The organism is Stenotrophomonas testudinis (assembly GCF_024499815.1).
In the GTDB taxonomy this organism is placed as follows: Bacteria; Pseudomonadota; Gammaproteobacteria; order Xanthomonadales; family Xanthomonadaceae; genus Stenotrophomonas.
Genome location: NZ_JAMOKY010000001.1, coordinates 202,992 through 221,241 on the forward strand (window position 1 = coordinate 202,992; position 18,250 = coordinate 221,241).

Annotated in this window: 16 protein-coding genes; 7 read left to right on the forward strand and 9 right to left on the reverse strand. The window is 67.9% G+C overall.

All coding sequences use genetic code 11. The annotated features are described in order from the left end of the window. Nucleotides 1-29 precede the first annotated feature (29 nt). On the forward strand, nt 30-863 hold the full coding sequence (locus tag NQ204_RS00875; protein ID WP_256642809.1) for a DUF6891 domain-containing protein: 834 nt from the start codon (nt 30-32) through the stop codon (nt 861-863). Nucleotides 864-900: 37 nt separating this feature from the next. Here NQ204_RS00875 and NQ204_RS00880 read toward each other — a convergent pair whose 3' ends face one another. From NQ204_RS00880 to NQ204_RS00900, 5 genes are read right to left on the reverse strand one after another with little or no spacing between them, the layout of a single operon-like run. After that, nucleotides 901-1,353 carry a DUF695 domain-containing protein gene (locus tag NQ204_RS00880; protein WP_256642810.1) on the reverse strand — a complete coding sequence of 151 codons (453 nt, stop codon included), beginning with the start codon at nt 1,351-1,353 and terminating at the stop codon, nt 901-903. 3 nt (nt 1,354-1,356) lie between these two features. Then, entirely contained in the window at nt 1,357-2,004 is a 648-nt protein-coding gene (locus NQ204_RS00885) for a response regulator (RefSeq protein WP_256642811.1), read from the reverse strand. A gap of 49 nt (nt 2,005-2,053) precedes the next feature. Beyond that, on the reverse strand, nt 2,054-3,109 hold the full coding sequence (locus tag NQ204_RS00890; RefSeq protein ID WP_116864600.1) for an ABC transporter substrate-binding protein: 1,056 nt from the start codon (nt 3,107-3,109) through the stop codon (nt 2,054-2,056). Next, nucleotides 3,106-4,497, reverse strand: coding sequence for a sensor histidine kinase (locus NQ204_RS00895; RefSeq protein ID WP_256642812.1), 1,392 nt, complete (start codon nt 4,495-4,497; stop codon nt 3,106-3,108). Before NQ204_RS00895 ends, NQ204_RS00890 begins: the two co-directional genes overlap by 4 nt. Further along, nucleotides 4,490-5,182, reverse strand: coding sequence for a response regulator transcription factor (locus NQ204_RS00900; protein WP_256642813.1), 693 nt, complete (start codon nt 5,180-5,182; stop codon nt 4,490-4,492). Before NQ204_RS00900 ends, NQ204_RS00895 begins: the two co-directional genes overlap by 8 nt. A 297-nt stretch (nt 5,183-5,479) precedes the next feature. Between NQ204_RS00900 and NQ204_RS00905 the strand changes: the two genes are divergently transcribed. Genes NQ204_RS00905 through phbB form a run of 3 tightly spaced genes read left to right on the forward strand, consistent with a single transcriptional unit; the run spans nt 5,480 to nt 8,769 of the window. Beyond that, the gene (locus NQ204_RS00905; RefSeq protein WP_256642858.1) at nt 5,480-6,616 is read left to right on the forward strand and encodes an OprO/OprP family phosphate-selective porin; all 1,137 of its coding nucleotides are present in this window, start codon (nt 5,480-5,482) and stop codon (nt 6,614-6,616) included. A 58-nt stretch (nt 6,617-6,674) separates the two neighbouring features. Next, entirely contained in the window at nt 6,675-8,003 is a 1,329-nt protein-coding gene (locus NQ204_RS00910; RefSeq protein WP_079225368.1) for a CitMHS family transporter, read from the forward strand. A gap of 25 nt (nt 8,004-8,028) precedes the next feature. Continuing rightward, a complete protein-coding gene (gene phbB, locus NQ204_RS00915; RefSeq protein ID WP_116864601.1) occupies nt 8,029-8,769 on the forward strand; it encodes an acetoacetyl-CoA reductase in 741 nt (246 codons plus the stop codon). Nucleotides 8,770-8,874: 105 nt separating this feature from the next. On the opposite strand, the gene NQ204_RS00920 is transcribed toward phbB, so the two are convergent. The 4 genes from NQ204_RS00920 to rsgA all read right to left on the reverse strand — a co-directional run bounded on the left by NQ204_RS00920 (nt 8,875) and on the right by rsgA (nt 15,386). Further along, nucleotides 8,875-9,978, reverse strand: a complete 1,104-nt coding sequence (locus NQ204_RS00920) for a DUF4274 domain-containing protein (RefSeq protein WP_256642814.1) — start codon at nt 9,976-9,978, stop codon at nt 8,875-8,877. Between the two features lie 138 nt (nt 9,979-10,116). Continuing rightward, on the reverse strand, nt 10,117-12,405 hold the full coding sequence (locus NQ204_RS00925; protein WP_116864603.1) for a TonB-dependent receptor: 2,289 nt from the start codon (nt 12,403-12,405) through the stop codon (nt 10,117-10,119). Nucleotides 12,406-12,896: 491 nt separating this feature from the next. Further along, on the reverse strand, nt 12,897-14,150 hold the full coding sequence (locus tag NQ204_RS00930) for a flavohemoglobin expression-modulating QEGLA motif protein (protein WP_256642815.1): 1,254 nt from the start codon (nt 14,148-14,150) through the stop codon (nt 12,897-12,899). Nucleotides 14,151-14,276: 126 nt separating this feature from the next. After that, nucleotides 14,277-15,386 (reverse strand): ribosome small subunit-dependent GTPase A, encoded by a 1,110-nt coding sequence (gene rsgA, locus NQ204_RS00935; protein ID WP_150453263.1) that lies wholly within the window; start codon nt 15,384-15,386, stop codon nt 14,277-14,279. Nucleotides 15,387-15,499: 113 nt separating this feature from the next. Between rsgA and NQ204_RS00940 the strand changes: the two genes are divergently transcribed. The 3 genes from NQ204_RS00940 to NQ204_RS00950 are packed head-to-tail and all read left to right on the forward strand — an operon-like array spanning nt 15,500 to nt 18,117. Continuing rightward, on the forward strand, nt 15,500-16,774 hold the full coding sequence (locus NQ204_RS00940) for a pyridoxal phosphate-dependent aminotransferase (RefSeq protein WP_256642816.1): 1,275 nt from the start codon (nt 15,500-15,502) through the stop codon (nt 16,772-16,774). Between the two features lie 2 nt (nt 16,775-16,776). After that, nucleotides 16,777-17,394, forward strand: a complete 618-nt coding sequence (locus NQ204_RS00945; protein ID WP_256642817.1) for an SGNH/GDSL hydrolase family protein — start codon at nt 16,777-16,779, stop codon at nt 17,392-17,394. A gap of 3 nt (nt 17,395-17,397) precedes the next feature. After that, on the forward strand, nt 17,398-18,117 hold the full coding sequence (locus NQ204_RS00950; protein ID WP_116863846.1) for a class I SAM-dependent methyltransferase: 720 nt from the start codon (nt 17,398-17,400) through the stop codon (nt 18,115-18,117). The last annotated feature ends 133 nt before the right edge of the window (nt 18,118-18,250 follow it).

Below are 18,250 nucleotides of genomic sequence, written 5' to 3' on the forward strand. Positions count from 1 at the left end.
GCCCCCTACCCGTGCACGGATCGCTGAGCATGCAGAAGTCCCCGAAGGTGAAAATTCCCGCGGATATCTTTGAAGCAGCTTGGAACGCCAACGCAGCCGCCACCGCAGCCTTCCTCGCCGCCGGCGCGGACGTGCACGCGGTGGATGCCTTTGGATTCACCGCACTGGAAAGGGCCGCATCCAGCCAGGACTGTGCGCCGATGGAGGACACCCTCGCGACCCTGCGCCTGCTGATCGATGCCGGCAGCCCGCTGGAGCACATCGGCGTGGGCGGACGCTCAGCGCTGTACCTGGCGGCAGAGTTTTCGCCGGAAGGACCCGAGGCGGTGCAGCTGCTGATCGATGCCGGTGCACAGCCCGATGTGTGCGACACACATGGCAACCACATCGTGGAAAACGCCTGGTCACCGCTGGTGAAGGCCTTGCTTTCCGCGCTGACCAGCCACGCCATTCCCTCGGTCGTGGTGCGCAAGCCGGACCGGAAGATGTCCGCTGCTGCGTGGAAGCTGGCGCGAGCCAGGATCGATGCGGCATTTGCAGTCCTGAAAGCAGCAGGCATCGTCGCCACTGCTGGGTGCGGCGATACGCCGGACGACGCTGCCGATGACACCAATGAGCTTTTCTGGCAGCGCGGCGGCACAGATGCAGGCCTCAAAGGGTTCTGCTTCTGTTCCGGCGATGACATGAAGCGCGCCAAGCGCGCCAGCGATCTCTCCATTGGCTTCTGGGGCCCGCCCGACAGCGCTGCCATGGAACAGATCGGCCAGGCCATCGTCGACGCCGCCAGCGTCGGCCTGCCAGCCGAGTGGGATGGCACGGAACGCATGCGTCCCTGCATCGATCTGCGTTCGCTCAACGCCTGAGAGGCATCAGCCGAGCGTGGGCTCGGCTCTACAGAGCTCAGTTGAGCCGGAAATCCTGCAGCGGCAGGTCAAGCTCGGGCTGGGCCAGCGTCCAGTCGCGGTCGTATTCCATCTGGAACTCCCATTCCCGCAGCTGTACCGGTGCGGCGAGCAGCTGCTGCAGGCGGTCATTCGCCTGTTCGGGATCATCCACCCGATACAGCAGCACGCGCTCGCCACGGGCGGTGATGCGCGCAAGGAAAACGGCGTTGCCGTCCGCTCCAATGCTTGATTCGAGCAGCCCTTCCAGGCACGTGACCACTTCCAGCTCTTCCGGGGTGGGCGTGCCGTTGTCACCCAATCCTCTGCAGGCGATGCCGATCCGCAGGTGCCAGGGAATTGCGTCCCGGCCTGCATAGCTCCGCAGCGCCGTGTTGACCACGACCACGGCCGGATCCTCGCCGAGACCCGTGTTGATGAGGGTGTAGAACGGCGCCGGGGGTTCGCGCATCGGTCAGATCCCGCCCGCGTCACCTTCCGGCTCCAGCGCCTTCACCAGCACTGCCGCCTGGGTGCGGCTGTGGCACTCCAGCTTCTTCAGGATGGCGGTCACGTGCACCTTCACCGTGTTCTCGGCCAGGCCCAGTTCGTAGGCGATCTGCTTGTTGAGCAGGCCGTCGGCCAGGCACAGCAGCACGCGGAACTGCTGCGGGGTGAGCTGGGCCAGGCGTGCGGCCAGCAGGGCATCGGATTCGCTGCGCTCCGGCGCCATCGCCGGGAACCACAGGCTGCCGTCGAGCACGGCCTGCACCGCCTGGCCGATGGTCTCGGCCGGGGCGGATTTGGGGATGAAACCGGCGGCGCCGAACTGCTGGGCGCGGCGGATCACCCGCGGGTGGTCATTGGAGGAAAGAATCACCACCGGGATATCCGGGTGCGAGCCACGCACATGCAGCAGCGCCGAGAAACCGTGCGCACCCGGCATGGTCAAGTCCAGCAGCACCAGGTCCACCTCGGGCTGGGCGTCGAGGGTTTCGGCCAGGGCATCGGCACTGGCCACCTCGCGCACCTGCGCCAGCGGCAGGATCTGCCGCAGCGATTGCACCACCGCCGAACGCAGCAGCGGATGGTCATCGGCGATCAGGATGGTGTATTCGCTCATGGGGCCATTGTACGCATCCGCCGGGCATACACCGGCGCTACCCGCAGGGTCAGCGCCCGGCCGGCTCCACGCTGCTGCGCCAGGCATCGAGGAACTGGCGGCGCTTCAGCGCGTCCAGGTACACCAGCAGGCCCGGACCGAGCTGGATCGGGCGGCGGCTGCGTCCGGGCGCGTCGTCACTGCGCGCGTTGCCGGTGACGATCGGCATCAGCCGTGCCTCGCGCGATAGCACCTGCTGGCCACGCGGCGACAGCAGGTAATCCAGGAAGCGGCGCGCCTCTTCCGGGTGCGGCCCGGTACGCGGGATCACCGCCGTGCGCAGCACCACGAGGGTGTAGTCCTCCGGCTCGATGATGGCCAGCGGCGCGCCGCCATCGATGCGTGCCTGTGCGTACGAACCCAGCACGTTGTAGACCAGCGACAGTTCGCCGCTGGCGACCTTGTCCAGCAGCACGCCGGTGCGCTCCTCGCGCAGCACCGCGTTGTCGCCCAGCGCGCCCAGCAACGCGCCGGCGATGCTGCCGCGCTGTGCGTCCTGGGTAGCCAGCAGATAGCCCACGCTGCTGCGCTCGATATCGTAGGTGCCGACCCTGCCGCGCAGCGGCGTGCCCTCGGCGCGCAGCAGGTCCAGCAACTGGCGTCGTGTATGCGGAGCCTTGGCGGCCGGCAGGCGGCGGGTGTTGTAGACCATCACCACCGGCTCGTAGCTGATGCCGAATGCCTCGCTGCGCCACTGCGCCCAGGCCGGCAGCGCGGCGGTCTGCGCCGAGCGGTGGGGCAGCGCGTGGCCGTCGTTCACCAGTTTGGTCTGCAGGTCCATGCCGCTGGAAATCAGCAGGTCCGGCGAATCCGGCCCGGCCCGATCGTGCAGGTACCGCGCGTACAGGTCCTGGGTGATGATGTCCTCGTACACCACTTCGGTGCCGGGGTGCAGGCGCTGGTAATCGGCGATGACCACCGCGAACACCTCGATGTCGGTGCTGCCATGTATACGCAGCTGCGCGGTGGCCGGGCCCTGCGCGGCAAAGCGGCGCACATCGCCGGGCGCGGCCAGCACCGGCAGCGCCAGCAGCAGGGCGAAGGCGGTGGCGAACAGGCGGATCATGGACTGCTCCGGGGCAGGCGGATGGTGGCGACCAGGCCGCCCTGCGGACGGTTGCTCAGGTCGATGTGGCCGCCATGGCTGTCGACCACGCGCTTGACGATGGCCAGGCCCAGGCCCGCACCACCGGCCGGTGCGCCCTCGCCACGGGCGAAGCGCTCGAATACGCGGCCGGCATCGGCCGCGGCGATGCCGGCGCCGTGGTCGGCAATGGTCAATACCGCCTGTCCGCCTTCCACGGTCAGTGCGATCTGCAGCGGGCCGTCACCGCCGTACTTCAGCGCGTTGTCGACCAGGTTCTTGATCGCCTCGCGCAGCAGCAGCGCATCGCCATGCACCTGCACCGGCTCGGCGGTCATCGCCAACTGCACGCGCGGCGCAGGGCCGGCCTGCGGCAGTGCTTCATGCAGGGCCTGGTGCACCGTCTCGGCCAGGTCCACGGCCGCGAAGCGCTGCAGGTTGGAACGGTGGATCACGCTGGCATCGCTGAGCAGCTGGTTGAGCAGGCGGCTCATGTGCGTGGCATTGCGCTCGATGGCCTGCAGGCTGCGCCGCATGTCGTCCGGGTCGTCATCGTCCAGTGCCAGCTGCGCCTGCGCGCGCAGTGCGGCCAGCGGCGTGCGCATCTGGTGCGCGGCCTCGGCCATGAACGCACGCAGCGTCTCGTTGCTGCTGGACAGGCGTTCCATGAAACGGTTCAGCGCCGCGACCATCTGGTCCATCTCGCGCGGTACGCGCGCATCCAGCGGCTTCAGGTCGGACGGTTCGCGTCGCGACAGTTCGCGCTCCACCCGCACCAGCGGCCGGAACGCGCGGTGCACGCCGAAGGCCACCAGGGCCAGCAGCAGCAGCGACAGCACGCCGATGGCCAGCAGCGCGCGGTTGACCATATCCTGCGCCAACGCCTCGCGTGCGCGGCGGGTCTGCCCCACCTGCACCTGCACCTCGCCCTGCGCGGACGCGGCGGCGAAGCTGCGGCAGACCACCACGAAGCGCACGGTCTCGCCACTGTAGGACGCATCGAACAGCTGCGGCTGCGTGCCCGGCCGACGCGGTGGCGCGGGCAGGTCGCCATAGCCGGTGATGAGGTTGCCGCGACTGTCGGCCACCCGATAGAACACGCGGTCCTCCGCCGCCATCGCCAGTAGGTCCAACGCGGCGTACGGCAGGTCCACCTGCCACTGGCCATCGACCAGCGCCACCGAATCGGCGATGGACAGGGCCGAGGACACCAGCAGGTGGTCGTAGGAACGGTTCGCGGCGCGCTGGCCGTAATCGCGCGCGGCAAACAGCAGGGCCACGGCGAACACCGCCAGCAGCGTGCCCAGGTACAGCAGCAGGATGCGCCGCAGCGAACCCGGCGCGGCTACCGCGGTGAGGGCCTCAGCCATCGCCATCGCTGCTGCCGTCGCCGGCTTCTTCCAGCAGGTAGCCGACACCCCGCACGGTGGTGATGCGCAGCGATGCACCGGCCAGCTTCTTTCTCAGGCGACCGATGTACAGCTCGATGGCATTCGGCCCAGCTTCGTCGTCGAAGCCGAACAGGCCGTTGCCGATCTCGTCCTTGCCGACCACCTGCCCGAGGCGGCCGACCAGGATTTCCAGCAGTCGGTATTCGCGGTTAGGCAGCTCGATCGGCTCACCGTCCACGCTGACGCGGTGCGCGGCGTTGTCGAACTGGAAGCCCCCCACCTGCACCACTTCGCTGGCCTGGCCGCGTGCACGCCGCAGCAGCACGCGGCAACGCGCTTCGAATTCGCGAAAGTCGAAGGGCTTTCCGAGGTAATCATCCGCGCCGACATCCAGTGCCTGCACGCGGTCTTCGATGCCATCGCGTGCGGTCAGCATCAGCACCGGCGTGCTGTCGCCACGCTCGCGCATGCCGGCCAGCACGCGCAGGCCATCCAGCTTGGGCAGGCCGATATCCAGCACCACCAGGTCGAAGCTCTGGTAGCGCAGCACGCTGGCGGCGGCCAGGCCGTCGGCCTGCCAGTCCACCGCGTGGCCGCTGCGGCGCATGCGGCGGATGATGGCATCGGCCAGATCCGGATTGTCTTCGACCAGCAGCAGGCGCATCGGCGGGGAACGGAAGGACGCGGGGGAAAGCGAATGCTACCGCGTGCTGCGCGGTGACGTGTGGCGGGCATCCCGCCGGGCATGGCCCGGCGCTACCGGGGATCGCGGCGTCGACGGGCTTCGCCGGGCATCGCGGCGGCTTTTACGCTGCACCGCACAAACCGCTGACAGGACGATGACAGCTACCGCAACCCAGACTGCGGCCGCGCACCATCCGGTGCCCACGATTGCCGCGCGCCTGGCGCGCACCTGGGAGGGTTTGTGGAACTGAAGTTTGCCTGGCCGCGCCCCGCCGCCATGATGGCCCTGGCTGCGCTGGCCGCGCCGGCCTTTGCTGAAGACGACCGGCCGGTCACCGCCACCGTCGGCGGCCGCCTGCACCTGGATTTCGCCACGTTCGACAACGACGACCGTGGCACCCCGAACAAGGACGACACCGAGATCCGCCGCGCCTGGCTGGACGTGTCGGGCAAGTTCTTCTTGGTCGACTACAAGGCCGAAGCGGACTTTTCCGGCGACCGGGTCGAGGCCAAGGACGTCTACCTCAGCCGAAGCTTCGGCAAGGCCGGCAAGCTTACGGTCGGCCAGTTCAAGCAGTATTTCTCGCTGGATGACCGCACCAGCTCCAACTACGGCAGCTTCCTGGAGCGCGGCAACGCCGGCACCACGCTGGCGCCGCTGTACCGCCTGGGCGCGTCCTGGCAGGCCAATCCGGGTGATTTCACCTGGGCCGCCAGCCTCTACAGCCTGGAAAGCATCGATGCCTGGCAGGTGAAGGGCCGCGCCGCCGGTGGCCGCGTCACCTGGGCACCCTCGCCCAGCGATGGCGACGTGCTGCACCTCGGCCTGTCGCTGGCCCATGAGGCCTACGACAACCCCGGCAGCAACGGCACCCCCGGCCTGAAGATCCGCCCGCGCCCGGCCGGCCACCTGTCCGATGAGAGCCGCCTGACCCTGGTCGACTTCTCCGCCGGCCGCGATACCGACGTCAACAAGTGGTCGCTGGAATACGCGCAGGTGCGCGGCCCGCTGTCCTGGCAGGGCGAATTCAGCGGCGCCACCTTCGATGACGGCGGCCAGCGCGGCGACGTGATGGCCGCCTACGGCATGCTCAGCTGGTTCGTCACCGGCGAAAGCAAGGCCTACGACCGCAAGACCGGCCGCTTCGCCCGGGTCAAGAACATCCGCAACAAGGCCGGTGCCTTCGAAGTAGCGCTGCGCTACGACCAGATGTGGGGCGCGCAGCACCTCGATGGCGCGCCGGACCTGCGTCGTGGCAGCACCGCCGCCTGGACGCTGGGCGGCAACTGGTACCTGCGCGACAACCTGCGCTTCATGCTCGACGTGATCGAAAGCCGCAACCGCGACCGCCTGGCCGGGGTGACGCTGGACCGCACGCGCGCGGTCACGGGCCGCCTGCAGTTCGACTTCTGAGCCACGCACGCCCTACCCCTCCCCTCTTCAACCGCAGTACGCAAGGAGTCCGCAGATGATGCTGAGCATCCTCGGCTTTGGCATGGTCATTACGTTCATGTACTTGATCATGAGCAAACGACTGTCGCCGCTGGTCGCACTGATCACCATCCCGATCATCTTCGCCCTGCTCGGCGGATTCGGCGCCAACATCGATGAAATGATGCTGGAAGGCATCAAGAAGATCGCGCCCACCGGCGTGATGCTGATGTTCGCCATCCTCTACTTCGGCGTGATGATCGATGCGGGCCTGTTCGATCCGCTGGTGCGCATCATCCTGCGCTTCGTCAAGGGCGATCCGATGAAGATCGTGCTCGGCACCGCCGTGCTGGCGATGCTGATCTCGCTCGATGGCGATGGCTCGACCACCTACATGATCACCGTCTCGGCAATGCTGCCGCTGTACCAGCGGCTGGGCATGAACGCGCTGAACATGACCTGCGTGACCATCCTCGCCGGCGGCGTGATGAACCTGACCCCGTGGGGCGGCCCGACCGCACGCGCGGCCACCGCGCTGCACGTGGACCCGGCCGATGTGTTCGTGCCGCTGATCCCGTCGATGGTGATTGCCTGTGCCGGCGTGCTGCTGCTGGCCTGGTACCTGGGCATGAAGGAACGCCGCCGCCTGGGCGTGGTCACCCTGCCGCAGGGTGGCAGCTGGATGGACAACAGCGTGTCCGATGACAACAACGCGCTGCCGTCGGTGGAAGACGCCGAGGACATCAAGCGGCCGAAGCTGCTGTGGGTGAACCTGGCACTGACCCTGGCGCTGATGGGTGCACTGATTGCCGGCGTGCTGCCGATGCCGGTGCTGTTCATGGTCGGCTTCGCCATCGCCCTGGTCATCAACTACCCGAACCTGGCCGAGCAGCGCCGCCGCGTGGTCAACCACGCCGGCAACGTGCTGTCGGTGGTCGCGTTGATCTTCGCCGCAGGCATCTTCACCGGCATCCTCAACAACACCGGCATGGTCGAGGCGATGTCGCACAGCTTCCTGGCGATCATTCCCGAATCGTGGGGCCCGTACCTGGCCGTCATCACCGCCATCGCGTCGATGCCATTCACCTTTTTCATGTCCAACGATGCCTTCTACTTCGGCGTGCTGCCGATCCTGTCCGAGGCGGCCGGCAATTACGGCATTACCCCGGTGGAAATGGCCCGCGCGTCGCTGGCCGGGCAGCCGGTACACCTGCTCAGTCCGCTGGTGCCCTCCACCTATCTGCTGGTGGGCCTGGCCAAGGTCGAATTCGCCGACCACCAGAAATTCACCCTGAAGTGGGCGATTGCCATCTCGCTGCTGTTGATGGTCGGTGGCCTGCTGTTCGGCCTGTATCCCTTCGCATCCTGATCCGGACACCAAGGAGCCTTCTGCAATGACGCTTCGAATCGCTTACGTCACCAGCGGCATGGGCAGTGTCGGCACTGCCATCTGCCAGGGCCTGGCCCGTTCCGGCCATACCGTGGTCGCCGGCTGCGCACCGAACTCGCCACGCAAGGCCAACTGGCTGCGCGAACAGCGCGAACAGGGCTTCGATTTCATTGCCTCCGAAGGCAACGCCACCGACTGGGCCTCGACCACGGCGGCCTTCGCCAAGGTACGTGCCGAGGTGGGCGAGGTGGACGTGCTGGTCAACAACTCCGGCGGCAGCCGCGACCTGCTGTTCCGGCAGATGACGGTGGAGGATTGGAATGCAGTGATCGCCTCCAACCTCAACGCACTGTTCAACCTGACCAAGCAGGTGGTCGACGGCATGGCCACGCGTGGCTGGGGCCGCATCGTCAACATCGGTTCGGTCAGCGCGCACAAGGGCCAGATCGGCCAGGTGAACTACGCGACGGCGAAGGCGGCGATGCACGGTTTCAGCCGTGCGCTGGCGGCCGAAGTCGCCTCGCGCGGCGTCACCGTGAACACCTTGTCGCCGGGCTACATCGCCAGCCAGGCGATCAGCAGCTTCCCGCCGGACGTGCTGGACCGGCTGGCTGCCTCGGTACCGGTGCGCCGCCTGGGCCGCCCGGAAGAAGTGGCCGGCCTGGTGGCCTGGCTGGCTTCGGATGAAGCCTCGTATGTGACCGGTGCGGATTACCCGGTGAATGGTGGGTTGTATATGGGCTGAGGCCCAGTGGGGTCAGAGCCCTTTCGCACGCGAAAGGGATCCGACCCGTCCCTTTCGCCTGCGAAAGGGCTCTGACCCCTGCTTGATGCGTGGATGCTTGATCCTCTACCCGCGGGCGTTCGCGAGCGCCTCGGCAATGTCTTCCGGCAGGCCGGTGATGAAATCCACCTCGTCCGACTCGTCCACGATCTGCCCCGGGCGCGGCTGCCACATCGGGTCAGGAATCGCACGCAGCACCTCCCGACCCGGCCAACACGCAGGGAAACGCGGCCGGTTCCGTGCCAGGTCGAAACCCAGCCCGTGATCCGCGTAACCGCCATCAGCCAGGCGCTGTTCGATGCGTCTCAGCACGGCTGCCGTGTAGCGGTGTGACTCCGGCACATCCTCGATCGTCGCGAAGGGGACGTACCACGACGCACCCAGGTTCCAGTAGAGCGCCAATGCGCTGGAAGCGGCCAATGTCGGCTGGTCCAGCAACCACTGCAGCGCGTCTGACAGCGCACTGGTGTCAGCGAACAGCATCAGTTGATGGCACTCCTGCGGCGCGGCCTGGCGCAGGAAGGTCTCAAGGACCGGCCAGCCCGGATCCACGACCGTCGCCAGCGGCGACAGCGTCGGCGGCATCACCTCGGCCCAGATGTCGACATTGCCGGCGACGGCATCGCCGAGCGCCGGCCCACGATCAGGCTGCACCGCCGCGGCCATGTCGTGCAGCTGTGCTGCGAGCGCCAGCGGCAGGCCATCATCGAAGTCCGCGTCGACGGCCTCTGCAAAGGGATCGCAGGCGCGCTCGCCTGCCACCGCAGCCAGCATGGCGTCCGGGACGGCGCGACGCACGACCAGGCCGGGATGATCACCCATCGAAGGGCCCGGCCAGTTGCCCGGGTCGAAGGCGAGCGCACGACCGGCATAGAAGCCATCGATGTAGCGTTGCTCGATGCGGCGGACGATCGCATGGGCGTCGCGCTCATGTGCGGGCACGTAGTCATCAGCGGCGTACTGGGTGAACCAGGCCGCGCCCAGCGACCAGTACATCATCAGCGCCGTCGCGCGATCCAGCTCGCTGCGCTCCGCCAGCCAGGCCAGCAGCTCGGCGCTGTCGTCGTAGTTGCGGCGCGCGACGTAGATGTGGCGCTGCTCGGGAGATGCCTGCAGCAAGTAGTCCTGCAGCAGTGCGCGGGAGGCGCGGTCGTACTCGTCGTGGGTCAAGGGGGACTTCTCGTGGCTCAGGGGCCCGTGCAGTCTAGCGGCCCCTGCCATCTGCGGGCCGGAGCGCATCCACGCATGGCGTGGATCTACTGGCTCAGTAGATCCACGCCACGCGTGGACGCTTCATGCTTCGGCCGATCAGAAGTCCGCTGCCACCGTCATGAACACCTGGCGCGGTGCGCTGGCATGGATGGCGTAGCGCGTGCCATTCGGGTCGGTCGGTGCGAACGAACTCAGCTGGCCCGCATACCGCTTGTTGGTCAGGTTGGTCGCGTTCATCGACACGCGGATGTTGCGCAGGCCCATGCCCGGCCCGAAGTCATAACCGGCGCCCGCATCGAAGGTGGTCACGCCCGGCACCGACTGGTCGTTGGTGTAGGTGTAATAGCGCTTGCCGGTGTACTTGGCGCGCAGGCTGGCGAAGAAGCCATCGCGGTTCCAGCTGATTTCGCTGGACGCCATGCGCTGCGGCGTGTCCACGGTGATCTTGCCGGCCACCGGAACGATCTCGCCACCCGAGGTGTAGTTGTCCTCGTAGGTGGTCTTGTTCCACGACAGCGCGTTATACCACTGCAGGCCGTCGATCGGCTTGAGGATGAAGGTCAGCTCGGCGCCGTGGCTCTTAACCGAACCCACGTTGATGAAGCGGGTGACGCACTCCGGGCGCGTGCCGACTTCGATGCTCGAGCACGGGTTGAGCGACAGCAGGCGGTTGTCGAAGGTCACGTTGTAGGCGGCGATGGACGCCTGGTAATTCTCGCCGAAGGTACGGAAGCCGGCTTCCAAGCTCTTGGACTTCTCCGGCTCCAGCCCGGCGCTGGCCGCGAACGATTCCGGCGAGACCTGCAGCGGGCCACCGCTGCCGCCACCGACGAAGGCCGCGATGTTCTCGGCATACGATGCGAACAGCTCGTTGTTCGCATTGAGCTTGAAGCCCAGGCCGACCTGCGGCAGCACCGATTCCTTGGCGGTCAGCGTGCCCGAGGCGATGCTGGTTTCCACACCCCCCTTGGCGGTGGCGCGCATGCGCGTGTTCGGGCTCTTCAGGCCCACGTCCACGGTCAGGCGCTGGTCGAGGAAGCGCATGCGGTCCTGCACGTAGAACTGCTGCGTGCGGATGTCGAAGTCCTGGTTGAACAGCAGGCGGTCCGGATTCTTCAGGTACAGATCATCCAGGAACGGGCCGCTGATGTAATAGAAATTGCGCGACACGTTGTGGTCGTTCTGCTCGTACCACAGGCCGGCTTCCAGCTCGTGGATGCCCACCTGCCACGACAGCGCGGCGGTCAGGCCGTCGCGGTTGATGGTGTAGTTGGTGCTACGGATGGAGATCGGCAGCATCTGGTCGGTGCCCGGGTAGGACGGCTGGCCCGGCGCCCACCAGTGGCCCTGGCCACGGTTGTCGTGGTGGTAGGCCACCAGCTTCAGGCGGCCCTGCTCGCCCAGGCGCAGGTCGGCGTCGACCGAGTACAGGTTGTCATCGCGCAGCGCGCGGCTCTGGTAGTAGGCATCGTCGATGCTGTTGACGCCGCCACTGAACTGGCACTTGGCCGGATCACGCGTGCCCGGCGCGCAGTAGGCGGCGGCGACGGCGCGGTCCCAGTCCGGTGCGTAGATGTTCCAGTCCCAGCCCAGGCCGCGATCCAGCATGTCCTTGGACAGGTAGGCGTAGTTGGCCTGGCTGGCACGCGAGGTGGCGACGAACGCACCGAAGCGATGGTCGCCGACGTTCAACACGGCCTTGGCGTTGAACTGGCGGGTTGTCTGGTTCTGGTACGGCGCGGCCCACATGTCCTGGTCCTGGTGCACGCCGGAGACATAGGCAGAGAAGTCGTTGATGTCGCCGGTATCCACGCGCAGGTAACCGCGGCGCTGGTTGTTGTCACCGACGGTGACGCTGGCACGGCCGCCGAATTCGGTGGACGGGTCCATCGAGAAGTACTGGATGGTGCCACCGAGGTTGCTGGTGGAGGCTACACCCAGCGAACCAATGCCCTGCGACAGTTCGGCGCCGGCGAGGTTCTCGGCGATCAGCGCGCGGGCGATGCTCAGGCCGTTGTAATTGCCATAGCTGTTGTCGCCCAGCGGAATGCCGTCGAGCGTGTAGCCGAGACGGCTCTTGTCGAAGCCGCGCAGGCTGATCGTCTGCGATTCTTCATTGGCGCCGAAGGCATCGTTGGACTGCACCGACACGCCGGGCAGGCGGTCGAGGATCTTCTGGCCGCTGGTGCCCGGCGGCAGCACCTGCTTGTCGACGGCGGTGATGCGCTGCACCTGGCGGGTTTCGCCCTGGCCGATGACGGACACGGTGTCGAGCGTCTGTGCGCTCAGCGCGGCGTCGGCGGTGGCATCGGTGGTTTCAGCGGCATGGGCGCTGGCGGCGGAAAGCGCGATCGCGACGGCGATCGTGAGGTGTCGGGTCTGCATGTGGATCCATTGCATGGGGGGAGTCCGCCGCGACTCGGCACGGCGCCAGGCCACTATGCGAATGGAAGATGAAATGTTTTTTACGAAGTGGCGCGGGTGTTGCGGGCAGTGACGCGCGTCTCGTTCGTGGGGGGTTGTCGGCAGGGCTGCGCCCTGCACCTGCACCTGCAGAGGCCAAGGCGGAAGCAACAGCAACAGCGGGCTATCCATAGGATGGCGGGGGGGGTCCGGTTGCGGGGGACGCTGCAAGTACGTCCATGTAAGCTCGGTCGCCGCATCCATGCGGCTCACGCCCCCGCAACCGGACCCACCCCGCCTTCGACAGTTTCCTGCGGGCTGTTGGTACCTGCTGATGTTGGAACCTGCTGCTGATGGTGGGTGCCGACCGTTGGTCGGCACGCGGTCGGATCCCGTTGCTCCGCAACGGGATCCGACCCCGGTTCTGTTTTTGATGTTTGCGATTGTTTTCGGTGTGGCTTCCACCACGCCTTTCACTCCCGCGCCAGTTGGTCCATCCGTATGCGGTTGGCGAACAGCGAGAACGCCAGCATGCCTGCCAACCCGTTCGCGCGGCTGACCCAATGCGGCAGCCAGCGCGGTGGCTTCAACACGCCGCTCCCGAACAACGGTGCGAACGCGATCGCGTCGGTCAGGCTCATCTTGCCGGCGAACAACCAACGGCAGACCTGCAGGCGATCTTCGGCCAGCATATGGCGGAAGAACGTGTGCACCGACACCAGCCCGCGCAGGTACACCGTGTCCTTGGTGAAGGCCAGGCCGCCGCTCGGTGGAACGCCCCGGAACACGCGCTGCGCCGAGGCGAAGCTTTCCTCCGGGTTCTGCCCGGCATCGCAGAAGTAACGGCACACCTCGATGAAGTCCGCACCTTCGCGTGCCATCGCGATGGCTTCGGTGCGCAGGCTGATGCGCTTCAGGCGCTCGATGTCGATGCTGCCGGTGATCTGCTCGGCAAACGTGGCCAGGCCTTCCTGGGTGGCGGTCACCCGTGGCGAGGACAGCGCCAGGCTGGGCAGCACCGGTTGTTCGCGGCCGTTCAAGGCGGTCAGCGAATGCACCAGCGCTTCGTGGTGGAACAACTGCGCGCGGTCGTAGGCGCTGAAGCGCGCACTGGTGCGCAGGCGGATCCGGGTCGGGCCGGCGGCGGCCTTGGACACCAGCTCCGGGTCCAGCTGCACCTGGATGATGCGCGATTCGAAGAAACCATCGAGATCGTTCTGCAGCTGCAGCTGCAGGGCGACGGCCGAGACAGGCACCTGTTCTTCCGGGGCCAGCAGTTCGCTGTCGAGCTCGCTGGCGATCTGGATGAAGTGGCGGGCCGCTTCGCGCGTGCTCGGGCCGTTGCCGGGCAGTGGCTGCTCCGGCGCACCGAACAGCTGCACGGAACAGCGATCGACAGCGGCGGTGCCCAGGCCTTCCAGCAGCTGCGCGGCCAGGTCCCAGCTCTGCGCGGACTGCTGCACGTAGTGGCCCAGCGGATGGCTGGGATCACACTCAGCGGCGATGGCGGCCAGGGCGCGGCGTTCCTCGCTGAAGTCCAGTTTCGGATAATCCACCTTCGGCAGCACCGGCTGGCCGCGGGCCACGCTGTCCAGGAACGGTGCCTGCACCGTTGCCGGCCAACTGGTCAGCCCCAGCAGGCGGATGCCGCCCACGGCCTCGACCAGTCGCGCATCGAGCGCCGCATGGTGGGCCACGTCATGGTCCAGCGTCGCGGTCGTTTCCATGGGCGGACTATAGCGCCCTGCTGTGTCCGGCGCTGCGCGCCGCCGCCCGAGCATCGGCTCGGGCGCTACAGGAAATGAGTCCGCCGCGGACCTACTGTAGAGCTGAGCTCACGCTCGGCTGCTGTGCTACCGCCGGCGGTTCTTGCTCGCCGGCCGGAACTGCTGGCCCTTGCCCTTCTTGCCGCCGCGCTCCTGCGCCGTCTCGGCCTGGCGCACGGCCAGCTTGGCGGCGGCAGCCGCCACTTCTTCCTTCAGCTTGAAGTAGTTCTGCAGCCGGCTCTCTTCGATCTCACCGGCATCGATGGCCGCGCGCACCGCGCAACCCGGTTCCTGCTGGTGCATGCAGTCGTTGAAGCGGCACTGCGCCGCCAACGCTTCGATATCGGCGAAGCCACCTTCGGCCAGCGTCTCTTCGCCGGTCGGCTTCAGCTCACGCATGCCCGGCGTATCGATCAGGCACGCGCCCATCGGCAGCGGCATCAGCGCGCGGTGGGTGGTGGTGTGGCGGCCGCGCGAATCATTGGCGCGCACCGCATTGGTCTTCATCCGCTGCTCGCCCAGCAGGGTATTGGTGAGCGTGGATTTGCCGGCACCGGACGAACCGACCAGCACCACCGTGCGGCCCGGGCCCAGCCACGGTTCCAGCACGGACACGCTGTCGGCATCCAGGCCATTGATCGCATGCAGCGCGATGCCCTGCAGCTCCAGCTCCTCCAGCACCGCCAGCGCGTCTTCGCTGTACTCGGTCTGGTCGGCCTTGGTCAGCACCACCACCGGCTCGGCACCGCCACCGCCGACCAGCAGCAGGTAGCGCTCGATGCGGCGCGGGTTGAAGTCGGCATCCAGGCCGCAGACGATGAACACCGTATCGATGTTGGCCGCGATCACCTGCTGGTGGTAATGCTCGCCGGCGGCGCCACGCTTGATGGCGGTACGCCGCGGCAGCAGGGCGACGATGCGGATGCCGTCCAGCAGCACCCAGTCGCCCACCGCCGGCCGTTCATGGCTGGGGAAGCGCGGGCGCTGCCATTCCGGCAGCGACTCGGCCTTGATCGAGGCCTCCGGGCCATCGGCCACCACGTAGTGGGTGCGGTGCTGTTCGATCACCCGCGCCGGACGGGCCTGCGGGTGCTCGGCCATCGCGGCCTGCCAGTCGGCCTGCTGCGGCGGGCCCGGCCAGGGCCAGCCGATGGTCTGCAGGGCGTTGAAATCGGGGGTCTGGGTCATCGCCGCCATTCTAACCGGCCCGATGCCCTGCCAGCCCAGCAACGGCAGGCCCTGGGGCCTTGCCATGCACTGCAGCAATTCCGGTAGGATGGAAACCCCACGCCTTTTGACGGCCCAGCCCCATGTCCACCCCCTCGCACAAGCCCCTGGCCACCCGCGAGCGCCTTTCCGAAGTGCGCTACGAGATCCGCGGAGAGCTGGCCCGGCGAGCGCGGGAGCTGGAGGCGCAGGGCCGCAAGCTGATCAAGCTGAACATCGGCAACCCGGGCAGCTTCGGCTTCCGTGCGCCGCAACACCTGCAGCACGCCATCGCCGATGACATGGGCCGCACCGATCCCTATACCCACCAGCAGGGCCTGCCGGTGGCCCGCGAAGCCATCGCCGCCGCCTATGCACGCCGTGGTGCGCCCGATGCCCACCCGGACCGCGTGTTCGTCGGCAACGGCGTCAGCGAGCTGATCGACCTGTCGCTGCGCGCCCTGCTGAACCCGGGCGACGAAGTGCTGGTGCCCTCGCCGGACTACCCGCTGTGGTCGGCGGCGGCCATCCTCAATGACGGCCGCCCGGTGTACTACCGCTGCGCGCCGGAGAACGGCTTCCAGCCCGACCCGACCGAGATCGAGACGCTGGTGTCCTCGCGCACCCGCGCAATCGTGCTGATCAACCCGAACAACCCCAGCGGCGCCAGCTACCCGCGCGAGCTGCTGGAGCGCGTGGTCGAGATCGCCCGCCGCCACAACCTGCTGCTGCTGGTCGACGAGATCTACGACCAGATCCTGTACGACGACGCGGTGTTCCAGCCGGTCGCGCCGCTGGCCGGCGACCATCCCTGCCTGACCTTCAGTGGCCTGAGCAAGGTGCACCGTGCCTGCGGCTGGCGCGTGGGCTGGGCCCACCTCACCGGCGACGATGCGCGCCTGGGTGAATTCCGCGCAGCGCTCGACCTGCTCAGCGCGCTGCGCCTGTGCGCCAATGTGCCGGGCCAGTACGCCATCGACGCCGCAGTGAACGGCCCGGACACCATTTCCGAACTGTGTGCCCCCGGCGGCCGCCTGTATGAAACCCGCCGCGCGGTGATCGAGGCCTGCAACGCCAGCGAGCACCTGTCGCTGGTCGCCCCGGCCGGCGCCCTGTACGCGTTCCCGGCCGTGGTCGGTGCCGCCGCCAAGGGCTTCGACGACCACACCTTCGCGCTAGACCTGATGAACGACGAGGGCGTGCTGGTCGTGCCGGGCTCGAGCTTCAACGTGCCCTACCGCCACCACTTCCGCGTGACCCTGCTGCCGGAAGCCTCGGTGATGCGCGATGTGTTCGCGCGCATCGACCGCGTGCTGGCCCGCCGCGCCGAAGACGCCACCAAGGTCGTGCCGCTGAAGCCGCGCCGCTCGGTGGCCTGAGCGTGGCGCTGTCCTACCTGGCGCTGGGCGATTCGTACACCATCGGTGAAGCGGTCGCGGTTGAAGGCCGCTGGCCGCACCAGCTGGCTGCCGCACTGCGTGCGCAGGGCGTGGACCTGGCCGATCCGCAGACCATCGCCACCACCGGCTGGACCACCGACGAGCTGGACGCCGGCATCGATGCCGCCGCACCGCAGGGCCCGTTCGATTTCGTCAGCCTGCTGATCGGGGTCAACAACCAGTACCGCGGGCGCCCGCTGGACGAGTACCGCCAGCAGTTCGAGGCCCTGCTGCAGCGTGCGATCGGCTATGCCGGTGGCGATGCCGGCCGCGTGCTGGTGCTGTCCTTCCCCGACTGGGGTGCGACCCCGTTCGGTGCCGGCAGCGGCCGTGACCTGGCCTGCATCGGGATCGAGACCGACGAATTCAACGCCGCCGCCGAGGTCATCAGCACCCAGCAGGGCGTGGCCTTCGTCGACATCACCGACATCAGCCGCACGCACGGCGCCGACCCGGCGATGATCGCCGAGGACGGCCTGCATCCCTCCGCGCGGATGTATGCGTTGTGGGCCGAACGCGCCCTGCCGGTGGCCACGCGCCTGCTGCAGCGAACGGACTGAGCGATGGATGGCCTGCCAGGGAACGGCAAACCACTGAACTGTTCGCCGCTGGAGCGCGGCCAGGCACGGGCCATCGCCGAGGCGTTCCGGCCGGTGCAGGCCTGGGGCAACCGCCGCGACTATTACTACACGCGCGGCAAGCTGGGCAGCGATCCGCTGTACGACGGCGTGCTGCAGCACCTTCCCGACGATGGCCTGCCGCTGCTCGACCTGGGCTGCGGGCTGGGCCTGTTCGCCCACGTGCTGCGCCAGCGCTGCCGCGGCCAGCCCTACCTGGGCGTGGACGTGGATGCGGGCAAGATCGCCCGCGCGCAGCGGGCCGGTGGCGACCTGGAGGATGTGAGGTTTGACTGCCTGGACGTGCAGGCGTCCCTGCCTGCGCAGGCCGGGCACGTGCTGCTGCTGGATGTGCTGCAGTACCTGGATGCGCAGCCGCAGCTGGACCTGCTGAAAGCGGCCAGCGCGCGGGTGGCGCCCGGCGGTAGCCTGCTGTTGCGCACGCCGCTGGCCACCGGCGACCGCCGCGACCGCACCACGCGCGTGGCTGATCGACTGGCCTGGCTGGTGGGCTGGATGGGCACGCGGCCACGGCATTACCCCGACCCGGCACTGCTGCGGGCGATGCTGGCCGAGGCCGGTTTGCAGGTGGGCGAGGTGCGGCCGCTGCACGGGCGCACGCCGTTCAACAGCTGGCTGCTGGTAGCCCGGCGATCCCCCGCGTAGAGCCGAGCCCATGCTCGGCTGCCCTTACGGCGCGTTGCGCCGCCGCCCGAGCACAGGCTCGGGCGCTACAGATGGTCACACCTCTGACGTGTAGAGCCGAGCCCATGCTCGGCTGCCTTTGCGGCGCATCGCG

What these genes read in the sequence shown, in the direction of transcription:
- NQ204_RS00880 (WP_256642810.1), bottom strand. Translation starts at nt 1,353, where the DNA reads ATGCGCGAACCCCCGGCGCCGTTCTACACCCTCATCAACACGGGTCTC.
- NQ204_RS00885 (WP_256642811.1), bottom strand. Translation starts at nt 2,004, where the DNA reads ATGAGCGAATACACCATCCTGATCGCCGATGACCATCCGCTGCTGCGT.
- NQ204_RS00895 (WP_256642812.1), bottom strand. Translation starts at nt 4,497, where the DNA reads ATGGCTGAGGCCCTCACCGCGGTAGCCGCGCCGGGTTCGCTGCGGCGC.
- NQ204_RS00875 (WP_256642809.1), top strand. Translation starts at nt 30, where the DNA reads ATGCAGAAGTCCCCGAAGGTGAAAATTCCCGCGGATATCTTTGAAGCA.
- NQ204_RS00940 (WP_256642816.1), top strand. Translation starts at nt 15,500, where the DNA reads ATGTCCACCCCCTCGCACAAGCCCCTGGCCACCCGCGAGCGCCTTTCC.
- phbB (WP_116864601.1), top strand. Translation starts at nt 8,029, where the DNA reads ATGACGCTTCGAATCGCTTACGTCACCAGCGGCATGGGCAGTGTCGGC.
- NQ204_RS00950 (WP_116863846.1), top strand. Translation starts at nt 17,398, where the DNA reads ATGGATGGCCTGCCAGGGAACGGCAAACCACTGAACTGTTCGCCGCTG.
- NQ204_RS00910 (WP_079225368.1), top strand. Translation starts at nt 6,675, where the DNA reads ATGCTGAGCATCCTCGGCTTTGGCATGGTCATTACGTTCATGTACTTG.
- NQ204_RS00900 (WP_256642813.1), bottom strand. Translation starts at nt 5,182, where the DNA reads ATGCGCCTGCTGCTGGTCGAAGACAATCCGGATCTGGCCGATGCCATC.
- NQ204_RS00925 (WP_116864603.1), bottom strand. Translation starts at nt 12,405, where the DNA reads ATGCAGACCCGACACCTCACGATCGCCGTCGCGATCGCGCTTTCCGCC.
- NQ204_RS00930 (WP_256642815.1), bottom strand. Translation starts at nt 14,150, where the DNA reads ATGGAAACGACCGCGACGCTGGACCATGACGTGGCCCACCATGCGGCG.
- NQ204_RS00890 (WP_116864600.1), bottom strand. Translation starts at nt 3,109, where the DNA reads ATGATCCGCCTGTTCGCCACCGCCTTCGCCCTGCTGCTGGCGCTGCCG.
- rsgA (WP_150453263.1), bottom strand. Translation starts at nt 15,386, where the DNA reads ATGGCGGCGATGACCCAGACCCCCGATTTCAACGCCCTGCAGACCATC.
- NQ204_RS00905 (WP_256642858.1), top strand. Translation starts at nt 5,480, where the DNA reads ATGATGGCCCTGGCTGCGCTGGCCGCGCCGGCCTTTGCTGAAGACGAC.